17 protein-coding genes are annotated in these 18,737 nt (G+C 65.5%); 12 read left to right on the forward strand and 5 right to left on the reverse strand.

Annotated features, from left to right (window positions below; all coding sequences use genetic code 11):
- Positions 1-121: 121 nt before the first annotated feature.
- Positions 122-3,247 carry an efflux RND transporter permease subunit gene (locus tag JOD97_RS24030; protein WP_209724242.1) on the reverse strand — a complete coding sequence of 1,042 codons (3,126 nt, stop codon included), beginning with the start codon at positions 3,245-3,247 and terminating at the stop codon, positions 122-124.
- A 2-nt stretch (positions 3,248-3,249) separates the two neighbouring features.
- A complete protein-coding gene (locus tag JOD97_RS24035) occupies positions 3,250-4,479 on the reverse strand; it encodes an efflux RND transporter periplasmic adaptor subunit (RefSeq protein ID WP_209724244.1) in 1,230 nt (409 codons plus the stop codon).
- A 218-nt stretch (positions 4,480-4,697) separates the two neighbouring features.
- Here JOD97_RS24035 and JOD97_RS33150 point away from each other — a divergent pair, with 218 nt between their 5' ends.
- Complete coding sequence (locus tag JOD97_RS33150; RefSeq protein ID WP_373999924.1) at positions 4,698-6,428, forward strand: putative bifunctional diguanylate cyclase/phosphodiesterase; 1,731 nt, start codon at positions 4,698-4,700, stop codon at positions 6,426-6,428.
- Between the two features lie 163 nt (positions 6,429-6,591).
- On the opposite strand, the gene JOD97_RS24045 is transcribed toward JOD97_RS33150, so the two are convergent.
- Complete coding sequence (locus tag JOD97_RS24045) at positions 6,592-7,599, reverse strand: endonuclease/exonuclease/phosphatase family protein (RefSeq protein WP_209724246.1); 1,008 nt, start codon at positions 7,597-7,599, stop codon at positions 6,592-6,594.
- A gap of 48 nt (positions 7,600-7,647) precedes the next feature.
- Between JOD97_RS24045 and ybaK the strand changes: the two genes are divergently transcribed.
- The 8 genes from ybaK (at position 7,648) to JOD97_RS24085 (ending at position 13,505) form a co-directional block, all read left to right on the forward strand.
- Positions 7,648-8,139 carry a Cys-tRNA(Pro) deacylase gene (gene ybaK, locus JOD97_RS24050; RefSeq protein WP_209724248.1) on the forward strand — a complete coding sequence of 164 codons (492 nt, stop codon included), beginning with the start codon at positions 7,648-7,650 and terminating at the stop codon, positions 8,137-8,139.
- A 142-nt stretch (positions 8,140-8,281) separates the two neighbouring features.
- Complete coding sequence (gene plsY, locus JOD97_RS24055) at positions 8,282-8,908, forward strand: glycerol-3-phosphate 1-O-acyltransferase PlsY (protein WP_209724250.1); 627 nt, start codon at positions 8,282-8,284, stop codon at positions 8,906-8,908.
- Between the two features lie 80 nt (positions 8,909-8,988).
- A complete protein-coding gene (locus tag JOD97_RS24060; RefSeq protein WP_209724252.1) occupies positions 8,989-9,636 on the forward strand; it encodes a DsbA family oxidoreductase in 648 nt (215 codons plus the stop codon).
- A 109-nt stretch (positions 9,637-9,745) separates the two neighbouring features.
- Positions 9,746-10,807 carry a sensor domain-containing diguanylate cyclase gene (locus tag JOD97_RS24065; protein WP_209724254.1) on the forward strand — a complete coding sequence of 354 codons (1,062 nt, stop codon included), beginning with the start codon at positions 9,746-9,748 and terminating at the stop codon, positions 10,805-10,807.
- A 13-nt stretch (positions 10,808-10,820) separates the two neighbouring features.
- The gene (locus JOD97_RS24070; RefSeq protein WP_209724256.1) at positions 10,821-11,111 is read left to right on the forward strand and encodes a DUF427 domain-containing protein; all 291 of its coding nucleotides are present in this window, start codon (positions 10,821-10,823) and stop codon (positions 11,109-11,111) included.
- A 2-nt stretch (positions 11,112-11,113) separates the two neighbouring features.
- Positions 11,114-11,845 carry an AAA family ATPase gene (locus JOD97_RS24075; protein ID WP_209724258.1) on the forward strand — a complete coding sequence of 244 codons (732 nt, stop codon included), beginning with the start codon at positions 11,114-11,116 and terminating at the stop codon, positions 11,843-11,845.
- Between the two features lie 4 nt (positions 11,846-11,849).
- The gene (locus JOD97_RS24080) at positions 11,850-13,085 is read left to right on the forward strand and encodes a metal-dependent hydrolase (protein ID WP_209724260.1); all 1,236 of its coding nucleotides are present in this window, start codon (positions 11,850-11,852) and stop codon (positions 13,083-13,085) included.
- Between the two features lie 237 nt (positions 13,086-13,322).
- A complete protein-coding gene (locus tag JOD97_RS24085) occupies positions 13,323-13,505 on the forward strand; it encodes a hypothetical protein (RefSeq protein ID WP_209724262.1) in 183 nt (60 codons plus the stop codon).
- On the opposite strand, the gene tsaD is transcribed toward JOD97_RS24085, so the two are convergent.
- Positions 13,502-14,542, reverse strand: a complete 1,041-nt coding sequence (gene tsaD / locus JOD97_RS24090) for a tRNA (adenosine(37)-N6)-threonylcarbamoyltransferase complex transferase subunit TsaD (protein WP_209724264.1) — start codon at positions 14,540-14,542, stop codon at positions 13,502-13,504. The genes JOD97_RS24085 and tsaD overlap by 4 nt on opposite strands.
- A 210-nt stretch (positions 14,543-14,752) precedes the next feature.
- Here tsaD and JOD97_RS24095 point away from each other — a divergent pair, with 210 nt between their 5' ends.
- Positions 14,753-15,064 (forward strand): hypothetical protein, encoded by a 312-nt coding sequence (locus JOD97_RS24095; RefSeq protein WP_209724266.1) that lies wholly within the window; start codon positions 14,753-14,755, stop codon positions 15,062-15,064.
- Positions 15,065-15,155: 91 nt separating this feature from the next.
- Here the strand turns inward: JOD97_RS24095 and JOD97_RS24100 are convergent, their stop codons facing one another.
- Positions 15,156-16,214 carry a 3-deoxy-7-phosphoheptulonate synthase gene (locus tag JOD97_RS24100; RefSeq protein ID WP_209724268.1) on the reverse strand — a complete coding sequence of 353 codons (1,059 nt, stop codon included), beginning with the start codon at positions 16,212-16,214 and terminating at the stop codon, positions 15,156-15,158.
- Between the two features lie 150 nt (positions 16,215-16,364).
- Between JOD97_RS24100 and ybiB the strand changes: the two genes are divergently transcribed.
- Positions 16,365-17,354, forward strand: coding sequence for a DNA-binding protein YbiB (gene ybiB / locus JOD97_RS24105; RefSeq protein WP_209724270.1), 990 nt, complete (start codon positions 16,365-16,367; stop codon positions 17,352-17,354).
- A 79-nt stretch (positions 17,355-17,433) separates the two neighbouring features.
- Positions 17,434-18,642 carry an NAD(P)/FAD-dependent oxidoreductase gene (locus JOD97_RS24110; protein WP_209724272.1) on the forward strand — a complete coding sequence of 403 codons (1,209 nt, stop codon included), beginning with the start codon at positions 17,434-17,436 and terminating at the stop codon, positions 18,640-18,642.
- Positions 18,643-18,737: the final 95 nt, after the last annotated feature.

Here is an 18,737-nt window from a genome sequence, read left to right on the forward strand (position 1 = left end):
GCGGCCGTCGGGTGAGCCGCGCGGCAACCCGAAAAGGTCGGGGTCGTACCCCGTCCGGGGTACGACCCCAGTGCGCCGCCGTGCGGGTTGAACGGGTTTCCGCCCGCGCCGCCGCGATCGATCAGGCCGCGTCGACCTCGCGCAGGTGCTCCACGGTGTCCTCGTGCTCCTCGTGCTGCCGGCGTTTGAAATACCGCACGCAGCGCTTGCCCAGGTTGTCCAGATACGTATAGGCAACCGGCACCACCACCAAGGTCAGGATCGTCGACGTGATCACCCCGCCGATCACCGCGCGGCCCATCGGCGCCTGCGTCTCGCCGCCGTCGCCCAGCCCTATCGCCATCGGCAACATGCCGAACACCATCGCCAAGGTCGTCATCAGGATCGGACGCAGCCGCACCTGGCCGGCGCTCATGATGGCGTCGAACTGCGTCGCGCCTTCGCGCTGCGCCTGGTTGGTGAAGTCCACCAGCAAAATCGCGTTCTTGGTCACCAGCCCCATCAGCATGATGAAACCGATCACCGAGAAGATGTTCAGGGTGCTGCCCGTCACCAGCAGCGCCACCAGTACGCCGATCAGCGACAGCGGCAGCGACATCATGATCGCCACCGGCTGCAGGAAGCTGCCGAACTGCGACGCCAGCACCAGGTAGATGAAGATCACCGCGATGCCGAGCGCGATCATGGCCGAGGTCATGCTTTCGGCCATCTCCTGGGCGTTGCCGCCGACGTCGAAGCGCACGCCGTCGGGCAGCTCGATCTCCTTCATCGCCTTGCGCACGTCGGCGTCGACGTCGCCGCCGGGACGGCCGTCGGTGTTGGCGTAGATCGCCACCCGCCGCTGCAGCGCCTGGCGCTTGAGCACCTGCGGGCTGAACGACGGCACGAAGTCGACCACCTGGCGCAGCGGCACCATCACCGGCCGGCCGTCCGGGCCCAGCTTGCTCGACGCCAGCGACAGGTCGGCCAGGTCGGCCACCTTTTGCCGGCCCGACTTGGGCAGCTGCACGTTGACGTCGTAGTTCTGGCCGTCCGAGGCGAGGAAGTGGCTGGTCGTGTCGCCGGCCACGAACGGCCGCAGCGCGGTGCCGATCTGCTGCACCGTCAGGCCCAGGTCGCTGGCCAGCTCGTTGTTGATCTTGACCGTGGTCGACGGGTTGGCGCCCTCCTGGCTGTACTCCAGGTCGACCAGGCCGCGGATGGTGCGCATCTTGTCCATCAGGCGGTGGGCAACGCTGTCGAGCTTGCCTTCGTCGGTGCCCAGGATGGCGATGAAGATCGGCTTCCAGCCGACCGACAGCGTGATGCCGGCGATCTTGCCCAGGCGCTCGCGGATCTTGCCTTCCATGACCTTCTGCGACGGCCGCTTGTGCAGCTTGCGGTCGACCAGCTTCATGTCGATGCGGGCGGTGTTGCGGCCGTCCTCGGTGCCGACCACGGCGATGACGCTGGCGATCTCGGGGAACTCCTTGAGCGCCGCCTCGACCTGCCGCACCTTGTTGTCGTTGTACTCGAGGCTGGAGCCGACCGGCGTCTTCATCTGCAGGTTGACCCAGCCGTTGTCCTGCTCCGGCATCATCTCGCCGCCGATCATCGGCACCAGCATGATGCTGCCGGCGAACAGCGCGAAGGCGAACGCCAGGGTCAGCTTGCGCCAGCGCAGCGCCAGGCCCAGGATCTTGCCGTAGACCACGTGCAGCCGCTCGACGCCGCCCTCCAGCCAATGCATCAGGCGGCCCAGCCACGGCACGTATTTGAAGCGGTCCTGGACCGGATCGGGCCACACCGACGACAGCATCGGGTCGAGCGTGAAGCTGACGAACAGCGACACCATCACCGCCACCGCCACCGTGATGCCGAACTGCAGGAAGAAGCGGCCGATGATGCCCTGCATGAACGCCACCGGGATGAACACGGCGACGATGGCGAAGGTGGTGGCCATGACGGCCAGGCCGATCTCGTTGGTGCCGTCCTCGGCCGCCTTGCGGTGGTTCTTGCCCATGCCCAGGTGGCGCACGATGTTCTCGCGCACCACGATGGCGTCGTCGATCAACAGGCCGATGCACAAGGACAGCGCCATCAGGGTCAGGAAGTTCAAGGTGAAGCCGAACACCTTCATGGCGATGAAGCTGGCCATGACCGAGATCGGCAAGGTCAGGCCGGTGATGATGGTCGAGCGCCACGAATGCAGGAAGAAGAACACGATGACCATGGTCAGCACGGCGCCCTCGATGATGGTGCGCTTGACGTTGTCGAGCTGGCTCTTCACCTTGACCGACTCGTCGTTGAGCAGGGTCAGCGTGATGTCGGCCGGCAGCGACTTCTGCAGCTCGGCCACCACCTTCTGGATGCGCGTGCCGACCTCGACCACGTTGGCGTCCTGCACCTTGGTGATGTCGATGGTGACGGCGCGCTGGCCGCTCAGGCGCGAGATCGACATCTCCTCCTGGGCGCCGTCGATCACCGTGGCCACCTGCTCCAGGTAGACCGGGCCGTTGGCGCGGCGGGCGACGATGATCTTGTTGAAGTCGCGCGCCTCCTTCATCTTGTTTTCCACGCGCACCAGCTGCTCGTTGCCGGCAAAGCTGATCGAGCCGGCCGGCAGGTTGGTGTTGGTGGCGGCGATCGCGGCGATCACCTCGTCGACGCCGATGGCTTGCGCGGTCAGGTCGCTGGGGCGCAGGCTGATCAGGATCTGGCGCGCGGCCATGCCGTTCAGGCGCACCTGGCCGACGCCGGCCACGCCCTGGAAGCGCTTGCCGATGACCTGGTCGGCCATGGTCGACAGCTCGCGCAGCGTGTGGGCGGTGGCGGTCAGGCCGATCTGGGCGATGGGGCGGCTGTTCTCGCCCTCGAAGCGGACGATGAACGGGTCCTTGGCCTCGCGCGGGAAGCGCGGGCGCACCTGCGCGATCTTGTCGCGCAAGTCCTGCATCGCCTTGTCCATATTGGTCGACAGCTCGAAGTCGACATACACGCCGGCGCGGCCCTCCCACGAGTTGGCGCGCAAGGTCTTGATGCCGCTGACGGTGTTGACCACTTCCTCGATCGGCCGCGTGATGTCGTTTTCGACCGCCTCCGGCGACGCGCCCGGATAGTTGACTTCGATCATCGCGCCGGGAATGTCGACGTTGGGCATCGCTTCCATGCCCAGCTCGCGGTAGGAGAACATGCCCAGCACCACGAGCGCCACCATCACCATGGTGGCGAACACCGGGTTTTGGATACTGGTTTTAGTGATCCACATGATCAGCCCTTCGCCAGCATGGCCGATTTGGCCGGCACAGCGGGTGTGGCGCCGGCGGGCAGCTTGACCTGCGCGCCCGGCTTGACCGCGTTCAATTTCGAGACGATGACGTTGGCGCCCTTGTCGAGGCCGTCGGTGACCTCGACGTAGCCCTCGTCGTCGTTGCGCAATCCCAGGGTGACCGGCTGCGCCACCACCTTGCCGTTCTCAATCTTGTAGACCACCTGCTTGCCCTGGTCGTCGCGCAGCGCCGTCATCGGCACGATGGGCGCGACGGCCGAGCGCGCGGTGACGATGCTGCCCTTGGCGAACATGCCGGCGCGCAGCGCGCCGTCGTCGTTGCGCACCGCGATATAGACCAGCATCGCGCGCGAACCGGCCTCGGTGGCCGGATTGATGCGCGCCACCTTGCCCTCGAACTCGCGCTTCTGGAAACCGTCGACCTTGAAGCGGACGTCCTGGCCGACCTTCACGCGCGGGATCTCCGAGGCCGGCACCTGCGCCTCCAGGGTCAGCTCCGACAGGTTGACGATGCTGTAGACCGGCATGTCCGGCGCCAGCTTCTCGCCGGCCTGCACGTGGCGCTTGCTGACGATGCCGCTGATCGGCGCCTTGATGACGCCGTCGTTGAGCGCGATACGGGCGATCTCGACCATCGCGGCGGCCGACTTGACGTTGGCGCGCGCCAGCGCCACCGTGTTCTGGGTCGAATCGAAGGCGTTTTGCGAAATGTATTTTTGCGACAGCAGCGCCTGGCTGTTGGCTTCGTTCTTGGTGGCCATCGACAGCTTGGCCTGGGCTTCGTCGAGCATGGCCTGCTGCTGTTGCAGGCGCGCGCGCAGGTCGGCCTGGTCGATGCGCGCCAGCACCTGGCCGGCGCTGACGGCCATGCCTTCCTGCACCGTGGTGGCCTCCACCACGCCCGAGATCTTGGACTTGATGGTGGCCGAACTCAGGGGCGCCAGCGAGCCCGACAAGGGCAAGCTGACCGCCAATGATCTGGCATCGATGGCCGCGATGTCGCCGCTGGCCAGTTCGAACACTTCCTGTTTGGTTTCCTTCTTGCCCTGCGCCTGGGCCGGCGGCGGCGCCGTGCCCGGAGCGGACTGGTTGCCGCGCATGACGGTCCAGCCGCCGGCGGCCAGGCCCAGCACGATCAGCACGGCCACCGGCTTGCGCCAGCTTTTGCGGACGGTGGGTGTGGAGGCGAGTGGCAAGGTTTCAATTTTCATATCGTTCTTCTGCGAATGTTTGTCGGCGCTGGAAGGACCGCGCATGTTGGCACTTTATGAATTTGCAAGGGCCGGCGCCATCGAAATGCGACGGGTGGCGCAAAAGCGTGGCTGAAATGCGCAAAACCGGGATCAAACGCGTTTGAGACACGTCAAGGGCGGATTTGACAAAAGGGCAAGAATGGCGAAGGCCCGCGAAGGCGCCACGAAAGGGCCATGTGTCTGTCGACTTCCATCTGATGTACGAAAAGACCAGCGACGCCGTCGCGCTGATACGGGACGGGCGCATCGTCGGCGTCAATCCGGCCGCGCTGGCGATGTTCGAGTGCGCCGATGCGGCCGACATGCTGGACCGCGAGCTGGCGGAGTTCTCGCCGCCGCAGCAGGCCGAGGGCGTGCCGTCGGCGCCGCTGCTGCGCGAGCTGGCCGCGCGCGCCCACGGCGACGGCAACCAGCGCTTCGAATGGTGCTGCGTCGGCCGCGCGGGCCGCCAGTTCTGGACCGAGATACTGATGACCTCGGTAGCGCACGAGGACGGCGCGCTGCTGTACACGGCGATCCGCGACATCTCCGCGCGCCGCGACGAGCAGTTGAGCATGTATCTGGCGCTGATGGCCGACCTGGCCGACCGCCGCCGCACCGAGGCGCGCACCCGCCACCTGGCCGAGCACGATTTCCTGACCGACCTGCCGAACCGCGTGCTGCTGCTCGACCGCATGAGCCTGGCACTGGCGGCGGCGCGCCGCAACCAGCGCATGGCTGCCATCCTGTTCCTCGACCTCGACCGCTTCAAGTACATCAACGACACGCTCGGCCACCACGTCGGCGACCAGCTGCTCAAGGAGGTGGCGGCGCGGCTGGTCAAGTGCGTGCGCGGCGTCGACACCGTCAGCCGCCAGGGCGGCGACGAGTTCGTCGTCATCCTGGCCGACATCGGCAGCATCGCCCAGGCCGCCCACGTGGCCGCCACGATCCAGCAAGCCATCGCCCAGGAGTTCGTGCTCGAGCCGCACCGGCTGCACGTGAGCACGTCGATCGGCGTCAGCATCTTCCCCGACGACGGCGCCGACATCGAGACCCTGATGAAAAACGCCGACCTGGCCATGTACCACGTCAAGGAAAGCGGCAGGAACGGCTATCAGTTCTTCAGCCCGGAGATGAACGCGCAGATCGTCGAGCGCGTGGCGTTCGAGAACGACCTGCGGCGGGCGCTGGCGGAGCGGCAGTTCACGCTGGAGTACGAGCCCGAGATCGACATCGAAAGCGGCCTGCCGCTGGCGGCCGAGGCGCTGATCCGCTGGCGCCACCCGACCCTGGGGCTGCTGCTGCCGGAGCGCTTCATCGGCGTGGCCGAGGACAGCGGGCTGATGGTGCGGATCGGGCAGTGGGTGCTGGAGCAGGCCTGCCTGGCGGCGCGGCGCTGGCACGACGCCGGCCATCCGCTGGTGGTGGGCGTCAATCTGTCGCAGACGCAGTTCCTGCAAAAGAACCTGGTCGACAAGGTGCGCGCGGCGCTGGAGGCGTCCGGCCTGCCGCCGGCGCTGCTGCAGCTGGAGTTGACCGAGGCGATGCTGATGCGGCACAGCGCCGGCGCGGCCGCCACCTTGGGTGCGCTGCGGGCGCTGGGGGTGCGGCTGGCGCTGGACGATTTCGGCACCGGCTACACGCGGGTGGGGGATTTGAAGGAGTACCCGCTCGACAAGCTCAAGATCGACGTCTCGTTCGTCGGCGGCATCGGCGATCCCGACGATGATGCCGTGGTGCACGCGCCGGTGGTCAACGCCATCATCGCGATGGCGCACAGCCTGGGGCTGACGGTGCTGGCCGAGGGCGTGGAGAGCGAGGCGCAGCTGCGGTTTCTGCGCGAGCATGGCTGCGACCAGTACCAGGGCCGCCACGCGCGCCTGAACGGCAGCCTGGACAGCCTGGGCGGGCTGCTGGATGGTTGAAGCGCGCCGGCGGGCGCGGCGGCTGAATCACTCTGAATCACTCTAAACCACGTAGGGCGGATTAGCGCAGCGTAATCGGCCATATATGAGCCGCCAACGGCGCAAGCATGGCCGATTACGGCGTTCCGCCTAATCCGCCCTACGTGTCACCTTGGCGCCTTGGTTACATCTCATTGCCGCGCTCGCGGCCACGCCGCTCGTCATACATCCGCACCCGCACCAGCACCTGGCCATGATCCGACGCCTCCGGCTTAGCCTGCAACAAATGGTCGTTCAGATAAGTCACATCGAGCACCTCGCCGACGGCGAAACGCGAGGCCGGATTGAATTCCTCCGACACCAGCACATGATCAATGGTCATGTAGTGCCCCTCATGGATGTTGGTGTAGCCCACATGGCGCAGGCGGTCGCGGCCGCGCTGGATCTGGTTGCTGTCGAACAGCCGGCCGCTGAGCTCCTCGTCGTCCAGCCCCACGCAGCCCGAGCCCATGACGATGGTCGTCGTGACGGCGTCGGCCGTGTCGTTGAAGTCGCCCAGCACGATGCGCGGGCGGCGGCCGTCGCGGTCCATCTGGCTCAGCAGCGCGCGCAGCGCCACCGCCTCGGTGCCGCGCCGTATCAGCGAGCGCAAATTGGCGTGCGCGTACAGCATGGCCTCGTCGCCCGGGTCGCCGTGGCGGTAGTCGGGCCGCTTGGACTTGAGGTGGATCACCAGCACGTCGATGACGCGCTCGTCGGGCAGCAGCACCTGCGCGTGCAAGGGCGCGCGGGCGAAGCGGTCGGGGTCGCGATTGCCCTCGGGCATGGCGACGCCGTCCGGGAACAGCTGGTAGGCGTGGGCCGGCGCGGCCAGCGGCAGGCGCGAGATCAGCGCCACCTGCGGCGTCAGGCGCGGCTCGCCGGTATTCGGATCGGGGGCCGGATCGAAGCCGGCCAGCGTGGCGTTGTTGTAGCGGCGGCTGTGGGCCAGCACGTCGCGCAGCGCCGCCATCGAAAACACTTCCTGCAAACCGATGACGTCGGCGTCGAGCTGGTCGAGCTGCTGGGCGGTCCACAGCACTTTGGCCTGGTAGTCGTCCGGCGTGAGCGGCGCCAAGTTGTCGTACAATTTCGCCCCAGGCTGGGAAAGATTGCATACATTGAAAGTGGCAAAGCGGATTTCCTGCTGCATAATGAGAAACTCCTGTAGACGACAACCTTCACGAACAGCGTATCACGCATGGCCAAAAAAGAGCATATCTCCGAGACCCCCGCCACGCAGTTTCTGCGTAAACACAAGGTCCCCTTCACGGAGCACCCCTACGACTACGAGGAGCACGGCGGCACCAGCGTGTCCTCGCGCGAGCTGGGCGTCGACGAACACCACGTCGTCAAGACCCTGGTAATGCAGGACGAGGCCGCCAAGCCGTTGATCGTGCTGATGCACGGCGACTGCAAGGTCTCGACCAAGAACCTGGCGCGCGGCATTGGCTGCAAGTCGGTCGAGCCTTGCAAACCGGACGTGGCCACGCGCCACAGCGGCTATCAGATCGGCGGCACCTCGCCGTTCGGCACCCGCAAGGCGCTGCCGGTGTACGTCGAGGATAGCATCCTTGGGTTGGAAACCATTTATATCAATGGCGGCAGGCGCGGATACCTGGTCGGCATCGCGCCGCAAGTGCTGGTGGATTTGCTGGGCGCCAAGGCCGTGCACTGCGCGCTGGCCGACTGAGGCTTGGCAGTGTATATTCCCGGGTCCGCGCCATTGGCATGCGCCGTCGGCGGCTCGTGGCGGATTACGGCGTGCCGCCTAATCCGCCCTACTTGTTTTGTGGTTTGAGCGTCCAGCGGGCACGTCACTTTTTGAGGAAACAATGAATACAGTTTGGATGACCGTCGCCGCCTATCTGCTCGGTTCGATCTCGTTTGCCGTTATTTCGAGCAAGTTGTTCGGCATCGCCGATCCCCGCACCTACGGTTCCAAAAACCCCGGCGCCACCAATGTGTTGCGCAGCGGTAACAAGGCGGCCGCCGTCGTCACGCTGATCGGCGACTGCGTCAAAGGCTGGCTGGCGGTGTGGCTGGCCGTGCGCTTCCAGGAACAGTTGCAGATCGGCGACGGCACCATCGCGCTGGTGGCGATCGCGGTGTTCCTCGGCCATCTGTGGCCGGTGTTCTTCCGCTTTGTCGGCGGCAAGGGCGTGGCGACCGCGCTGGGCGTGCTGCTGGGCCTGAACCCCTGGCTGGGCCTGGCGACCCTGGTGACGTGGCTGGCGGTGGCGTTCGCGTTCCGCTACTCGTCGCTGGCGGCGCTGGTGGCGGCGCTGTTCGCGCCGTTCTACTACGGCCTGCTGTTCGGCTTCGAGCCGCAGCTGGCGGCCGTGTTCATCATGTGCGTGCTGTTGATTTTCCGTCACCGTAAAAACATCTCGAACTTGATCGCCGGCAAGGAAAGCCGCATCGGCAGCAAGAGCAAAGACGCCGCCAAAGCCAAAAAATAAGGCTGGCGAGGGCACCGGCGCTTGAATTCGCGCCGGACGCCGCTATATGCTGACTTATCACTTTCAGCAAAGGCCCCCGCATGAGCACTCCCGTCAAAATCGATTTCGTCTCCGATGTTTCCTGCCCGTGGTGCGCGATCGGCCTCAAGTCGCTGGAACAGGCGCTCGACAACATCGGCGACGAGGCCGACGTCAGCCTGCATTTCCAGCCGTTCGAGCTCAATCCCAAGATGGGCCCCGAGGGCCAGAACATCGACGAACACCTGACCGAGAAATACGGCTCCTCGCCCGAGCAGCAGGACCAGGCACGCGCCATGATCCGCGCGCGCGGCGCCGAGGTGGGCTTCGATTTCGCCATGCACAAGCGCAGCCGCATCTACAACACCTTCGACGCCCACCGCCTGCTGCATTGGGCCGAGGGCGAAGGCAAGCAGCGCGCGCTCAAGGAGGCGTTGTTCGCCGCTTATTTCACGCTGGGCGACGACCCCAGCTCGCACGAGGTGTTGCTGCGCGTGGCCGGCGAGGCGGGCCTGGACACGGCGGTCGCCGCCGAGGTGCTGGAATCGGACCGTTACGCGGCCGAGGTGCGCGAGCGCGAGCAGTTCTTCCAGCGCCACGGCATCAACTCGGTGCCGGCGGTGATCATCAACGAACGCCATTTGATCTCCGGCGGCCAGCCTGCCGCGGTGTTCGAAAAGGCGCTGCGCGAGATCATGGCACAGGCATAAATAATTTGCGGGTCGGCGGCGGGGCGGATGGTTGGGCGCCCCGGTTTTGTTATAAAATTAACTGGTGGCATCCACCTATAATAAAACGACGTCGCTACACGGGGACCCTATGTTGGCCGCAGACAACGTACACACGCTGACCACCTCGCGCCCGCCGGCTGACCAGTTCAGGCTGGCCGCGCTGCACCGCTACGATATCCTCGACTCCCCCGCCTGCGAAGACTTCAGCTTTCTCACCGAGCTGGCCGCGCGCATCTGCGACGTTCCCTACGCCTTCGTGTCGCTGGTCGACGCCGACCGGGTGTGGATCAAGTCCTGCGCCGGCATGCACATGGGCGAACTGCCGCGTGGCGAGAGCTATTGCTCGCTGGCGGTGCTGGGCGACGCTTCCACCGAGATCGCCGACCTGACCGAGGACTACCGCACCGCCCGCATGACGCTGACCGTCAATCCGCCATATATGCGCATGTACAGCAGCGTGGCGCTGACGTCGTCGGACGGCTTCGCCATCGGCACCTTGTGCGTGATGGACACCAAACCGGGCGGCCTGGACACGACCCAGCGTTCGATGCTGACGCGGCTGGCGCGCCAGGTGATGGCGCTGATCGAACTGCGCGCCAGCGAGCGCACGCTGGGCGACACCGTGCGCGAACTGGAGCTGCTGGCCACCACCGACGAGCTGACCGGCCTGCACAACCGCCGTTCGCTGTTGCAGCGGCTGCGCTTCGAGGCGGCGCGCGCCAAGCGTTTCCGCTCGCCGCTGTCGGCGGTGATGATCGACCTGGACCACTTCAAGCGCATCAACGACGAGCACGGCCACGCGGTCGGCGACCAGGTGCTGGCCGGCGTCGGCCGCCTGCTGCGCGAGAGCGTGCGCGTGATCGACATCGCCGGCCGCTACGGCGGCGAGGAACTGTGCGTGATCCTGCCCAACACGCCGCTCGACGGCGCGCTGAAATTCGCCGAAACCTTGCGCTGCAAGATCGAGGCGCAGCTGCATTACGCCGGCGCGCGGGCGTTGCCGGTGACGGCCAGCCTCGGCGTGGGATCGTTCGACCACATGGACATTGCCGACGCCGAAAGCCTGCTGCGCCAGGCCGACGCCGCGCTCTACCGCGCCAAGCACGCGGGCCGCAACCGCGTCGAGGGCGCGCTTACCGAACGACATTGAAAGGAAATCCGTCATGCCCACCGCCAGCTGGAACGGCGTCGTCATCGCCCAAGCGAACGACGACGAAGTCGAAATCGTCGAAAACAACGTGTATTTCCCGCCATCGGCTGTGAAGTCCGAGTATCTGCAGCCCAGCGACCACACCAGCCGCTGCCCGTGGAAGGGACTGGCCAGCTACTACAGCGTCAGCGTCGACGGCAAGGTCAACGAAAACGCCGCCTGGTACTATCCTCAGCCGTCCGAGAAAGCCGCGCAGATCAAGGACCACATCGCGTTCTGGCGCGGCGTGGACGTGCGGCGCTAGCGATGGCGTTATCGGCCAAGCCGTACCTGCAAAGGATCACGGCGCAGTTCGGCGACGGCGTCGACTGGGACCGTCATCCTTACAACGTGCCGGCGGTGCGGGAGCTCGAATCGATCAGCTTTCATGCGGACGTGACGTTTTTCATCGGCGAAAACGGCGCCGGCAAGTCGACCCTGCTCGAATCGATCGCGCTGGCGCTGGGTTTCAGCATGGAGGGCGGCACCAAATCGGTCCGCCTCAACACCGCCGGCGAAGCGGCGCCGCTGTATCAATCGCTGCGCCTTTCCAAAAGCTTCATGAAGCCGCGCGACGAATATTTCTTCCGCGCCGAGAGTTTTCACAACGTCGCCACCTACATGGAGGAAGTCGGCTACCTCGATGGTTACGGCGGTTCGCTGCATTCGCGCTCGCACGGCGAGGCGTTCATGGCGGTGTTGCTCAATAAATTCAAAGGCAACGGCCTGTACCTGCTGGACGAACCGGAGGCGGCGCTGTCGCCGAACCGCCAGCTGGCGGCGCTGAGCGCGATCCATCAACTGGTGCAGCAGGATTCGCAATTCATCATCGCCACGCATTCGCCGATCCTGCTGGCCTATCCGAACGCGAAGATCCTGCTGTTCGACGGCGCCGGCATCACCGAAGTGGCGTACGAGGACACTGAGCATTTCGCCATCACGCGCGACTTCCTCAACCACTACCCGCGCCGGCTGCAGCAGCTGCTCGAACTCGATTAGGTACATGGATAATATTACCCACAGCATTATCGGTTTCGGCGTTGGGGAATTGGTGCATCGCAGTCTGCCGGGGGAGGCGGACGACATTTCGCAACGGGTGCGCCACCGCTTGCTGCTGGTCTCGTGCGCGCTGGCCAGCAACTTCCCCGACCTCGACCTGTTTCTCACGGGGTTGCTGCCCGATCCGCTGGGCTATCTGCTGAACCATCGCGGGCATACGCACACCGCCTTGCTGGCGTTGCCGCAGGCCTTGCTGCTGGCGGCGCTGCTGTGGCTATGCTGGCCGGCGGCGCGGGCGCTGCTCAAGGCCAGTGGCCCGGCGCGGCGCGGACTGTCGGCCAGCATCGCGGCGGGTTTCGCGCTGCACCTGTTGATGGATTACACCAACTCCTACGGCTTGCATCCATGGTATCCGTTCGACGGCCGTTGGTTCTTCGGCGACATGGTGTTCATCGTCGAGCCGCTGTTCTGGGTGGCGATCGGCGTGCCGCTAGCGCTGATCATGCGCTGGCGCACCGCGCGCTGGCTGGGGTTCGCGGGCTTGTTGGCCGCGCTGCTGTTGTTTGCCTTGAAGGGCTATCTGAGCTGGCCGTCGTTTGCCGCGCTGTTGCTGATCGGGCTGGCGTGCGGCGCGGCGCAATGGCGCGCCGGGGCCGGTGGCCGGGGCGGATTGCTGCTGGCGCTGGGCGTCTGCGTCGGCTTCATCGCGGTGCAGGGCGCCGCCTCGCACGCGGGGCGGGAGCGGATCGACGCCGCGCTGCGACAGGCCGATCCGTCGTCGCGCGTGCTCGATGTGGTGATGACGGCGTTTCCGTCGCAGCCTTTGTGCTGGAGTTACGTCAGCGTTGAAAGCAACGAGGCGGCGGGGAGTTATCGCCTGCGGCGCGGGTTGGCCAGTGTCGCGCCGGCGTGGCTGGCGCCGCTGGCTTGTCCGGCCGCGCTGGCCGAGTCGCGAACGGCGCAGTCGTTGTCCGCCTCGGTGGTGCAGTTCGAGTCGGGGCAGGGTAGCCTGGCGCGGTTGCGGGCGCTTAAGCATGACAACTGCCAGGTCGACGCCTGGCTGCGTTTCGGCCGCGCGCCGTTGCTGGACATGGTCAAGGGGGAACTGTCGGATTACCGCTTCGCGCTTACGCCGCGCGGCAACTTCACAACGTTGCATATGGTGCCGGCGGCGGCGTGTCCCGACGGCGTGCCGGGGTGGGGCTACCCGCGCGAGGACTTGCTCGCACCACCACACTAAAATTCCACGTGCTCCACGTGTAATCCGCCCCACGTGTCTCCGAGGTATTCCCGCCGTGTCGCCCACAATAATGGCGTCATTGCACGCTTTTAGTGCTTGCCCAGCCGTATCGTGTGGTGTGATTGATACAAAAATCTCTAGAATAGGTCGATTAGGACAAACTTTGTCCAATCTTCTTGGCACGACAATTGCATTGCTATTGAGAAAGGAAGAAGATCGAATCTAAAGGAGGACGTTATGAACGCAACTGAAGACAAAGCAAAATCGGCTCCGGTCCACGAATCGTCGGCGGATGAACACCGTCTGCGCAGCGAGCGCATCGCCGCACGTGGCGTGCACTTGGGTAAAGCCAAGGGCAAGTACCTGATTCCCCTGGTCGGTCTGGCGGTTCTGGCCTCGATGGCCTTCGCCCAGGCTTAAACCACCTTGATTTCGTCCAGCGGCCAGCGCGGCCGGACGTTGAACGAATAATCGCGTTTGGCCGCGTTCGGGTTGATCATCAACCGCATCGCGCCCGCGAAGGCGATCATTGCGCCGTTATCGGTGCAAAATTCCAGTTCGGGGTAATACACCTTGAACTTCTTCTTGGCTGCGGCGTCGTTCAGCGATGCCCGCAGCTGGGAATTGGCCCCGACCCCGCCAGCGATCACCAACCGCTTCAACCCCGTGTGCTTGAGTGCCGACACGCACTTGGCCGTCAGCACCTCCACGATCGCGTCGACGAACCCGCGCGCGATGTTGGCCTTGTCCTGCTCGCAGATATTGGCGATGACCTTCTCGTCGTGGTTCTTCACGACCGTCAGCACCGCCGTCTTCAGGCCGGAGAAGCTGAAGTTGAAATCCTTGGTGTGCAGCATAGGACGCGGCAGCTTGTACGCCGTCGGATCGCCGAACTCGGCCAGGCGCGAGATCGCCGGTCCGCCCGGATAGCCCAGGCCCAGCAGCTTGGCCGACTTGTCGAACGCCTCGCCGGCGGCGTCGTCCAGCGTTTCGCCCAGCAGGGTGTATTGGCCGACGCCGTCCACGCGCATCAGCTGGGTGTGGCCGCCCGACACCAGCAGCGCGATGAACGGAAATTCGGGCGGCTGCGACGCCAGCAGCGGCGACAGCAAATGCCCTTCCAGGTGATGCACGCCCAGCACCGGCTTATCCAACGCCAGGCCGAGGCTGCACGCGACCGACGAGCCGACCAGCAGCGCGCCGGCCAGCCCGGGGCCTTGCGTGTAGGCGATGGCGTCGATGTCGGCCAGCGACTTGCCGGCGCCTTCCAGCGTTTGTTTCAGCAGCGGAATGGCGCGGCGGATGTGATCGCGCGAGGCCAGTTCCGGCACCACGCCGCCGTATTCCTCGTGCATCGTCACCTGCGAATACAGGGCGTGGGACAGCAGGCCGTGTTGCGTGTCGTACAGCGCAAGGCCGGTTTCGTCACAGGAAGATTCGACGCCGAGAACGATCATGAAAGGGCTGCAAGGTGAAAGGGTAATCCGCCATTGTAATGGAAAGCGCGCTCGTTGACCTTGCACCGCCGCACCAGCCGATGCCGTCCCCGCACCGGCCGGGTGCGAAATTTTGCCATTAGGACAGGGTTTTACACGGATTTAACCTATTTGCCCTGTGGCACTGGTTTTGCTAGGAGGGTAGGGGTCACTTGACTGCCGGAGGGCGCGATGTCGGAACAATGGAAGCTGATTTGCAAAGTGAAGGATGTGCCGCTGAGCGGCGCGCGCCTTGTGCCGCGCGGACTGGCCTGGCAGGAGTTGCCGGGCGTGGCGTTGTTCCGCACCGATGAGGAAAGCGTGTTCGCTGTGCTCGAGACGGTCGACGTCGAGCCGCGCGCGAGCGGGGCGCGCAAGTATTCGGTCAAGGTCGAGGATTGCAAGGTCTATCTGGACCTGGAGGAGTTGAGCGAGCCGGCCAGCAGGGCCGAGGCGGCGCTGGCGGGGTCGTTCGGGGTCGCCACCAGGTTGGCGTTTGGCTAGCGCTGGCCCGCACCCCGCACGGCGGCATGCAGGGGTCGTACCCCATGGGGTACGACCCCGGGTGGCCCTGCGGGGTTGACGTCAACGCTTTTTATGGGCGCTTCAACAACTGCTGATGCGCTTCGCGCAGCATCGTTTCGGTGGTTTCCCAATCGATGCAACCGTCCGTGACCGAGCAGCCGTACTTCAGCTGGCTCAAATCGGCCGGGATCTTCTGGTTGCCGCCGACGATGTTCGATTCGATCATCACGCCCACCAGCGACTGGTTGCCCTGCACGATCTGGTGGATGACGTCGGCCATCACCAGCGGTTGCAGTTCCGGCTTTTTGTAGCTGTTGGCGTGCGAGCAATCGACCACCAGGTTGGCCGGCAGCTTGGCCTTGGCCAGCGCCTGCTCGGCGATCGCGATCGACACCGAATCGTAGTTCGGACGGCCGTCGCCGCCGCGCAACACCACGTGGCCGTAAGCGTTGCCGCGCGTGCGCACGATCGATACATTGCCTTGCGCGTTGATACCCAGGAACGAGTGCGGATGCGCCGACGACAAAATGGCGTTGATGGCGATGCTGATGTCGCCGTCGGTGCCGTTCTTGAAGCCGACCGGCGTCGACAGGCCCGACGACATCTCGCGGTGGGTCTGCGATTCGGTGGTGCGCGCGCCGATCGCGGTCCAGGCGATCAGGTCGCCCAGGTATTGCGGCGAGATCGGGTCCAGCGCCTCGGTCGCGGTCGGCAGGCCCATTTCGCAGACGTCGAGCAGGAACTGGCGCGCCTTCTCCATGCCGACGTTGACGCGGAACGAGTCGTCCATGTCCGGATCGTTGATATAGCCCTTCCAGCCGGTGGTGGTGCGCGGCTTTTCGAAATACACGCGCATCACCAGCAGCATGGTGTCGGCCACCTCGGCCTGCAGCGCCTTGAGGCGGCGGGCGTAGTCCAGGCCGGCGACCGGGTCGTGGATCGAGCACGGGCCGACCACCACGAACAGGCGCTTGTCCTTGCGGTCGATGATGCGGCGCAGCGCCTCGCGGCCTTTCATCACGGTCTCGGACGCGCTGTCGGTCAGCGGCAGCTTGCCATGCAAGGCTTCCGGCGACGGCATCGCCCCGAATGAGGTGACGTTGATATTTTCGATGTCTGGGGAAATCATGATTGGACTGTATTTCTTTTCTGGGGGATACATAGTGTAGCCGAAAACGGCGCCGAACCCCGCAGGGCCGGGCAGGGGTCGTACCCCGCACGGGGTACGACCCCAGTTGCGGCGCCCCGGTTCGGGTTTAAGAATGCTATGCTTGATGTCATGACGATATCGCACAACGAACCCTTCCTCGCCGCCCGACTCATCAAGGAGATCGGCCGCGGCAAAAACGGCGCCCGCAGCATGACGCGCGACGACGCCCACGACCTCTACCAAGCCATGCTCGACGGCCGCGTGTCCGACCTCGAGCTGGGCGGCATCTTGCTGTCGATGCGCATCAAGGGCGAATCGGTGGAGGAGATCGCCGGCTTCCTCGACGCGGCCGAGGGCTCGTTCGAGCCGCTGACCGCGCCGCCGGGGCAGTTCGCGCCGGTGTGCATTCCCAGCTACAACGGCGCCCGCAAGATGGCCAACCTGACGCCGCTGCTGGCCATGCTGCTGGCGCGCGAAGGCGTGCCGGTGCTGGTGCACGGCGTGGCGCACGACCTCGGCCGCGTCGCCAGCGCCGAGGTGTTCGAGGCGCTGGGCGTGCCATCGGTGCGCCACCGCGCCGAGGCCGAAGAGGAGATGGCCAAGGGCCACGTCGCCTTCATCACCATCGACGCGCTGGCGCCCAAGCTGGCGTACATGCTGTCGCTGCGGCGCCGCCTGGGTGTGCGTAACTCGACCCACACGCTGGTCAAGATCATGCAGCCGTTCGCCGGACCGGCGCTGCGGCTGGTGTCCTACACCCATCCCGAATACCTGGAAATGCTGGGCGAATACTTCACCACAAGCGCGCCGCACGAGCGCGGCGACGCCTTCCTGATGCGCGGCACCGAGGGCGAAACGGTGGCCAACGCCAACAAGGCGCAGCAGATCGACTGGTTCCACGGCGGCCTGCGCACGACCTTGGTGCCCAAGCAAACCCAGGTCGGCGAGTTGCCGTTGCTGCCGGAGGACAAGAGCGCGGCGGCCACGGCCGAGTGGATCGCGTCGGTGCTCAGCGGCGATGTGCCGGTGCCGCCGTCGATCGCCGAGCAGGTGGCGCAGTGCCTGCTGGTATCGCGCACCTTGCAGTCGCGCCAGCGGGTCAGCGAGCCGATCGAGTAAGCGGGCAGAGTAGGGGCAAGCAGGGGGCGGGCTGCGCGACTCGCGTACAATACCGCCCCTTATCTGATGGGAATCCAAAATGGCAAAGTTTGATGTGGCAGTAATCGGCGCGGGCGCGGCCGGCATGATGTGCGCGGCGACCGCGGCCCAGCGCGGCAAGCGCGTGGTGCTGGTCGACCACGCCACCAAGCTGGCCGAGAAGATCCGCATCTCCGGCGGCGGACGCTGCAACTTCACCAACATCAACGCCGGTCCGGCCAATTTCCTGTCCGAGAATCCCCATTTCTGCAAGAGCGCCTTGTCGCGCTACACGGCCGCCGACTTCGTGGCGCTGGTCAAGAAACACCGCATCGGCTACCACGAGAAGCATCGCGGCCAGCTGTTCTGCGACGACTCGGCCGAACAGATCATCGACATGCTCAAGGACGAATGCGCCGCCGGCGACGTCCACTGGTGGATGCCGTGCAAGGTCGGCAGCGTCGAGCGCGGCACTGAAGGTGGCTTCGTGTTGCAGACCGATAGCGGCGTGATCGAGGCCGACAGCGTGGTGATCGCCACCGGCGGCCTGTCGATCCCGAAGATCGGCGCGACCGACTTCGGCTACCGCATCGCCCAGCAGTTCGAACTGCGCATGGTCGAGCCGCGCCCGGCGCTGGTGCCGCTGACCTTCGACCCGCAGGCATGGGCGCCGTTCGTCGAAATGGCCGGCATCGCGCTGGAAGTCGATGTCGAGACCGGTTCGTTCAAGGGGCGCAACCCGACCGGCGGACGCTTCCGCGAAGACTTGCTGTTCACGCACCGTGGCCTGTCCGGTCCGGCGATCCTGCAGATTTCCAGCTATTGGACGCCGGGCACGCCGATCGTCATCAACCTGATCCCGGAGCTGGACCTGGCCGCCACCTTGATCGAAGGCAAGGGCACCATCAAGAAGCAGCTGGGCAATGTGCTGGCGCAGTGGCTGCCGGCGCGGCTGGCCGAGGGCTTGCTCTTGGCGCACGGTTTCGCGCTGGACGCGCGCCTGGCGGACCTGCCCGACGCGCAGCTGCGCAAGCTGGGCGCCGCCATCAACCAGTGGACGCTGACGCCCAACGGTTCGGAAGGCTACAAGAAGGCCGAAGTGACGCGCGGCGGCGTCGATACCCGCGAGCTGTCGCAGCAGAGCATGATGGCCAGCAAGGTGCCGGGCCTGTACTTCATCGGCGAGGCGGTCGACGTCACCGGCTGGCTGGGCGGCTACAATTTCCAGTGGGCATGGGCATCCGGTGTGGCGGCGGGGCAGTCCGTCTGATATACTGGTCGTTCCTGCTGTAGCGGCGCTAGTGCAATCGTTGAAGTTATAGAAAGATTGCCTCAGGTTGTGCCACTGATGCCGCATTGTTTTTG

Origin of the sequence: Duganella sp. 1411 (genome assembly GCF_017833525.1) — a bacterium.
Taxonomy (GTDB): Bacteria; Pseudomonadota; Gammaproteobacteria; order Burkholderiales; family Burkholderiaceae_D; genus Rugamonas.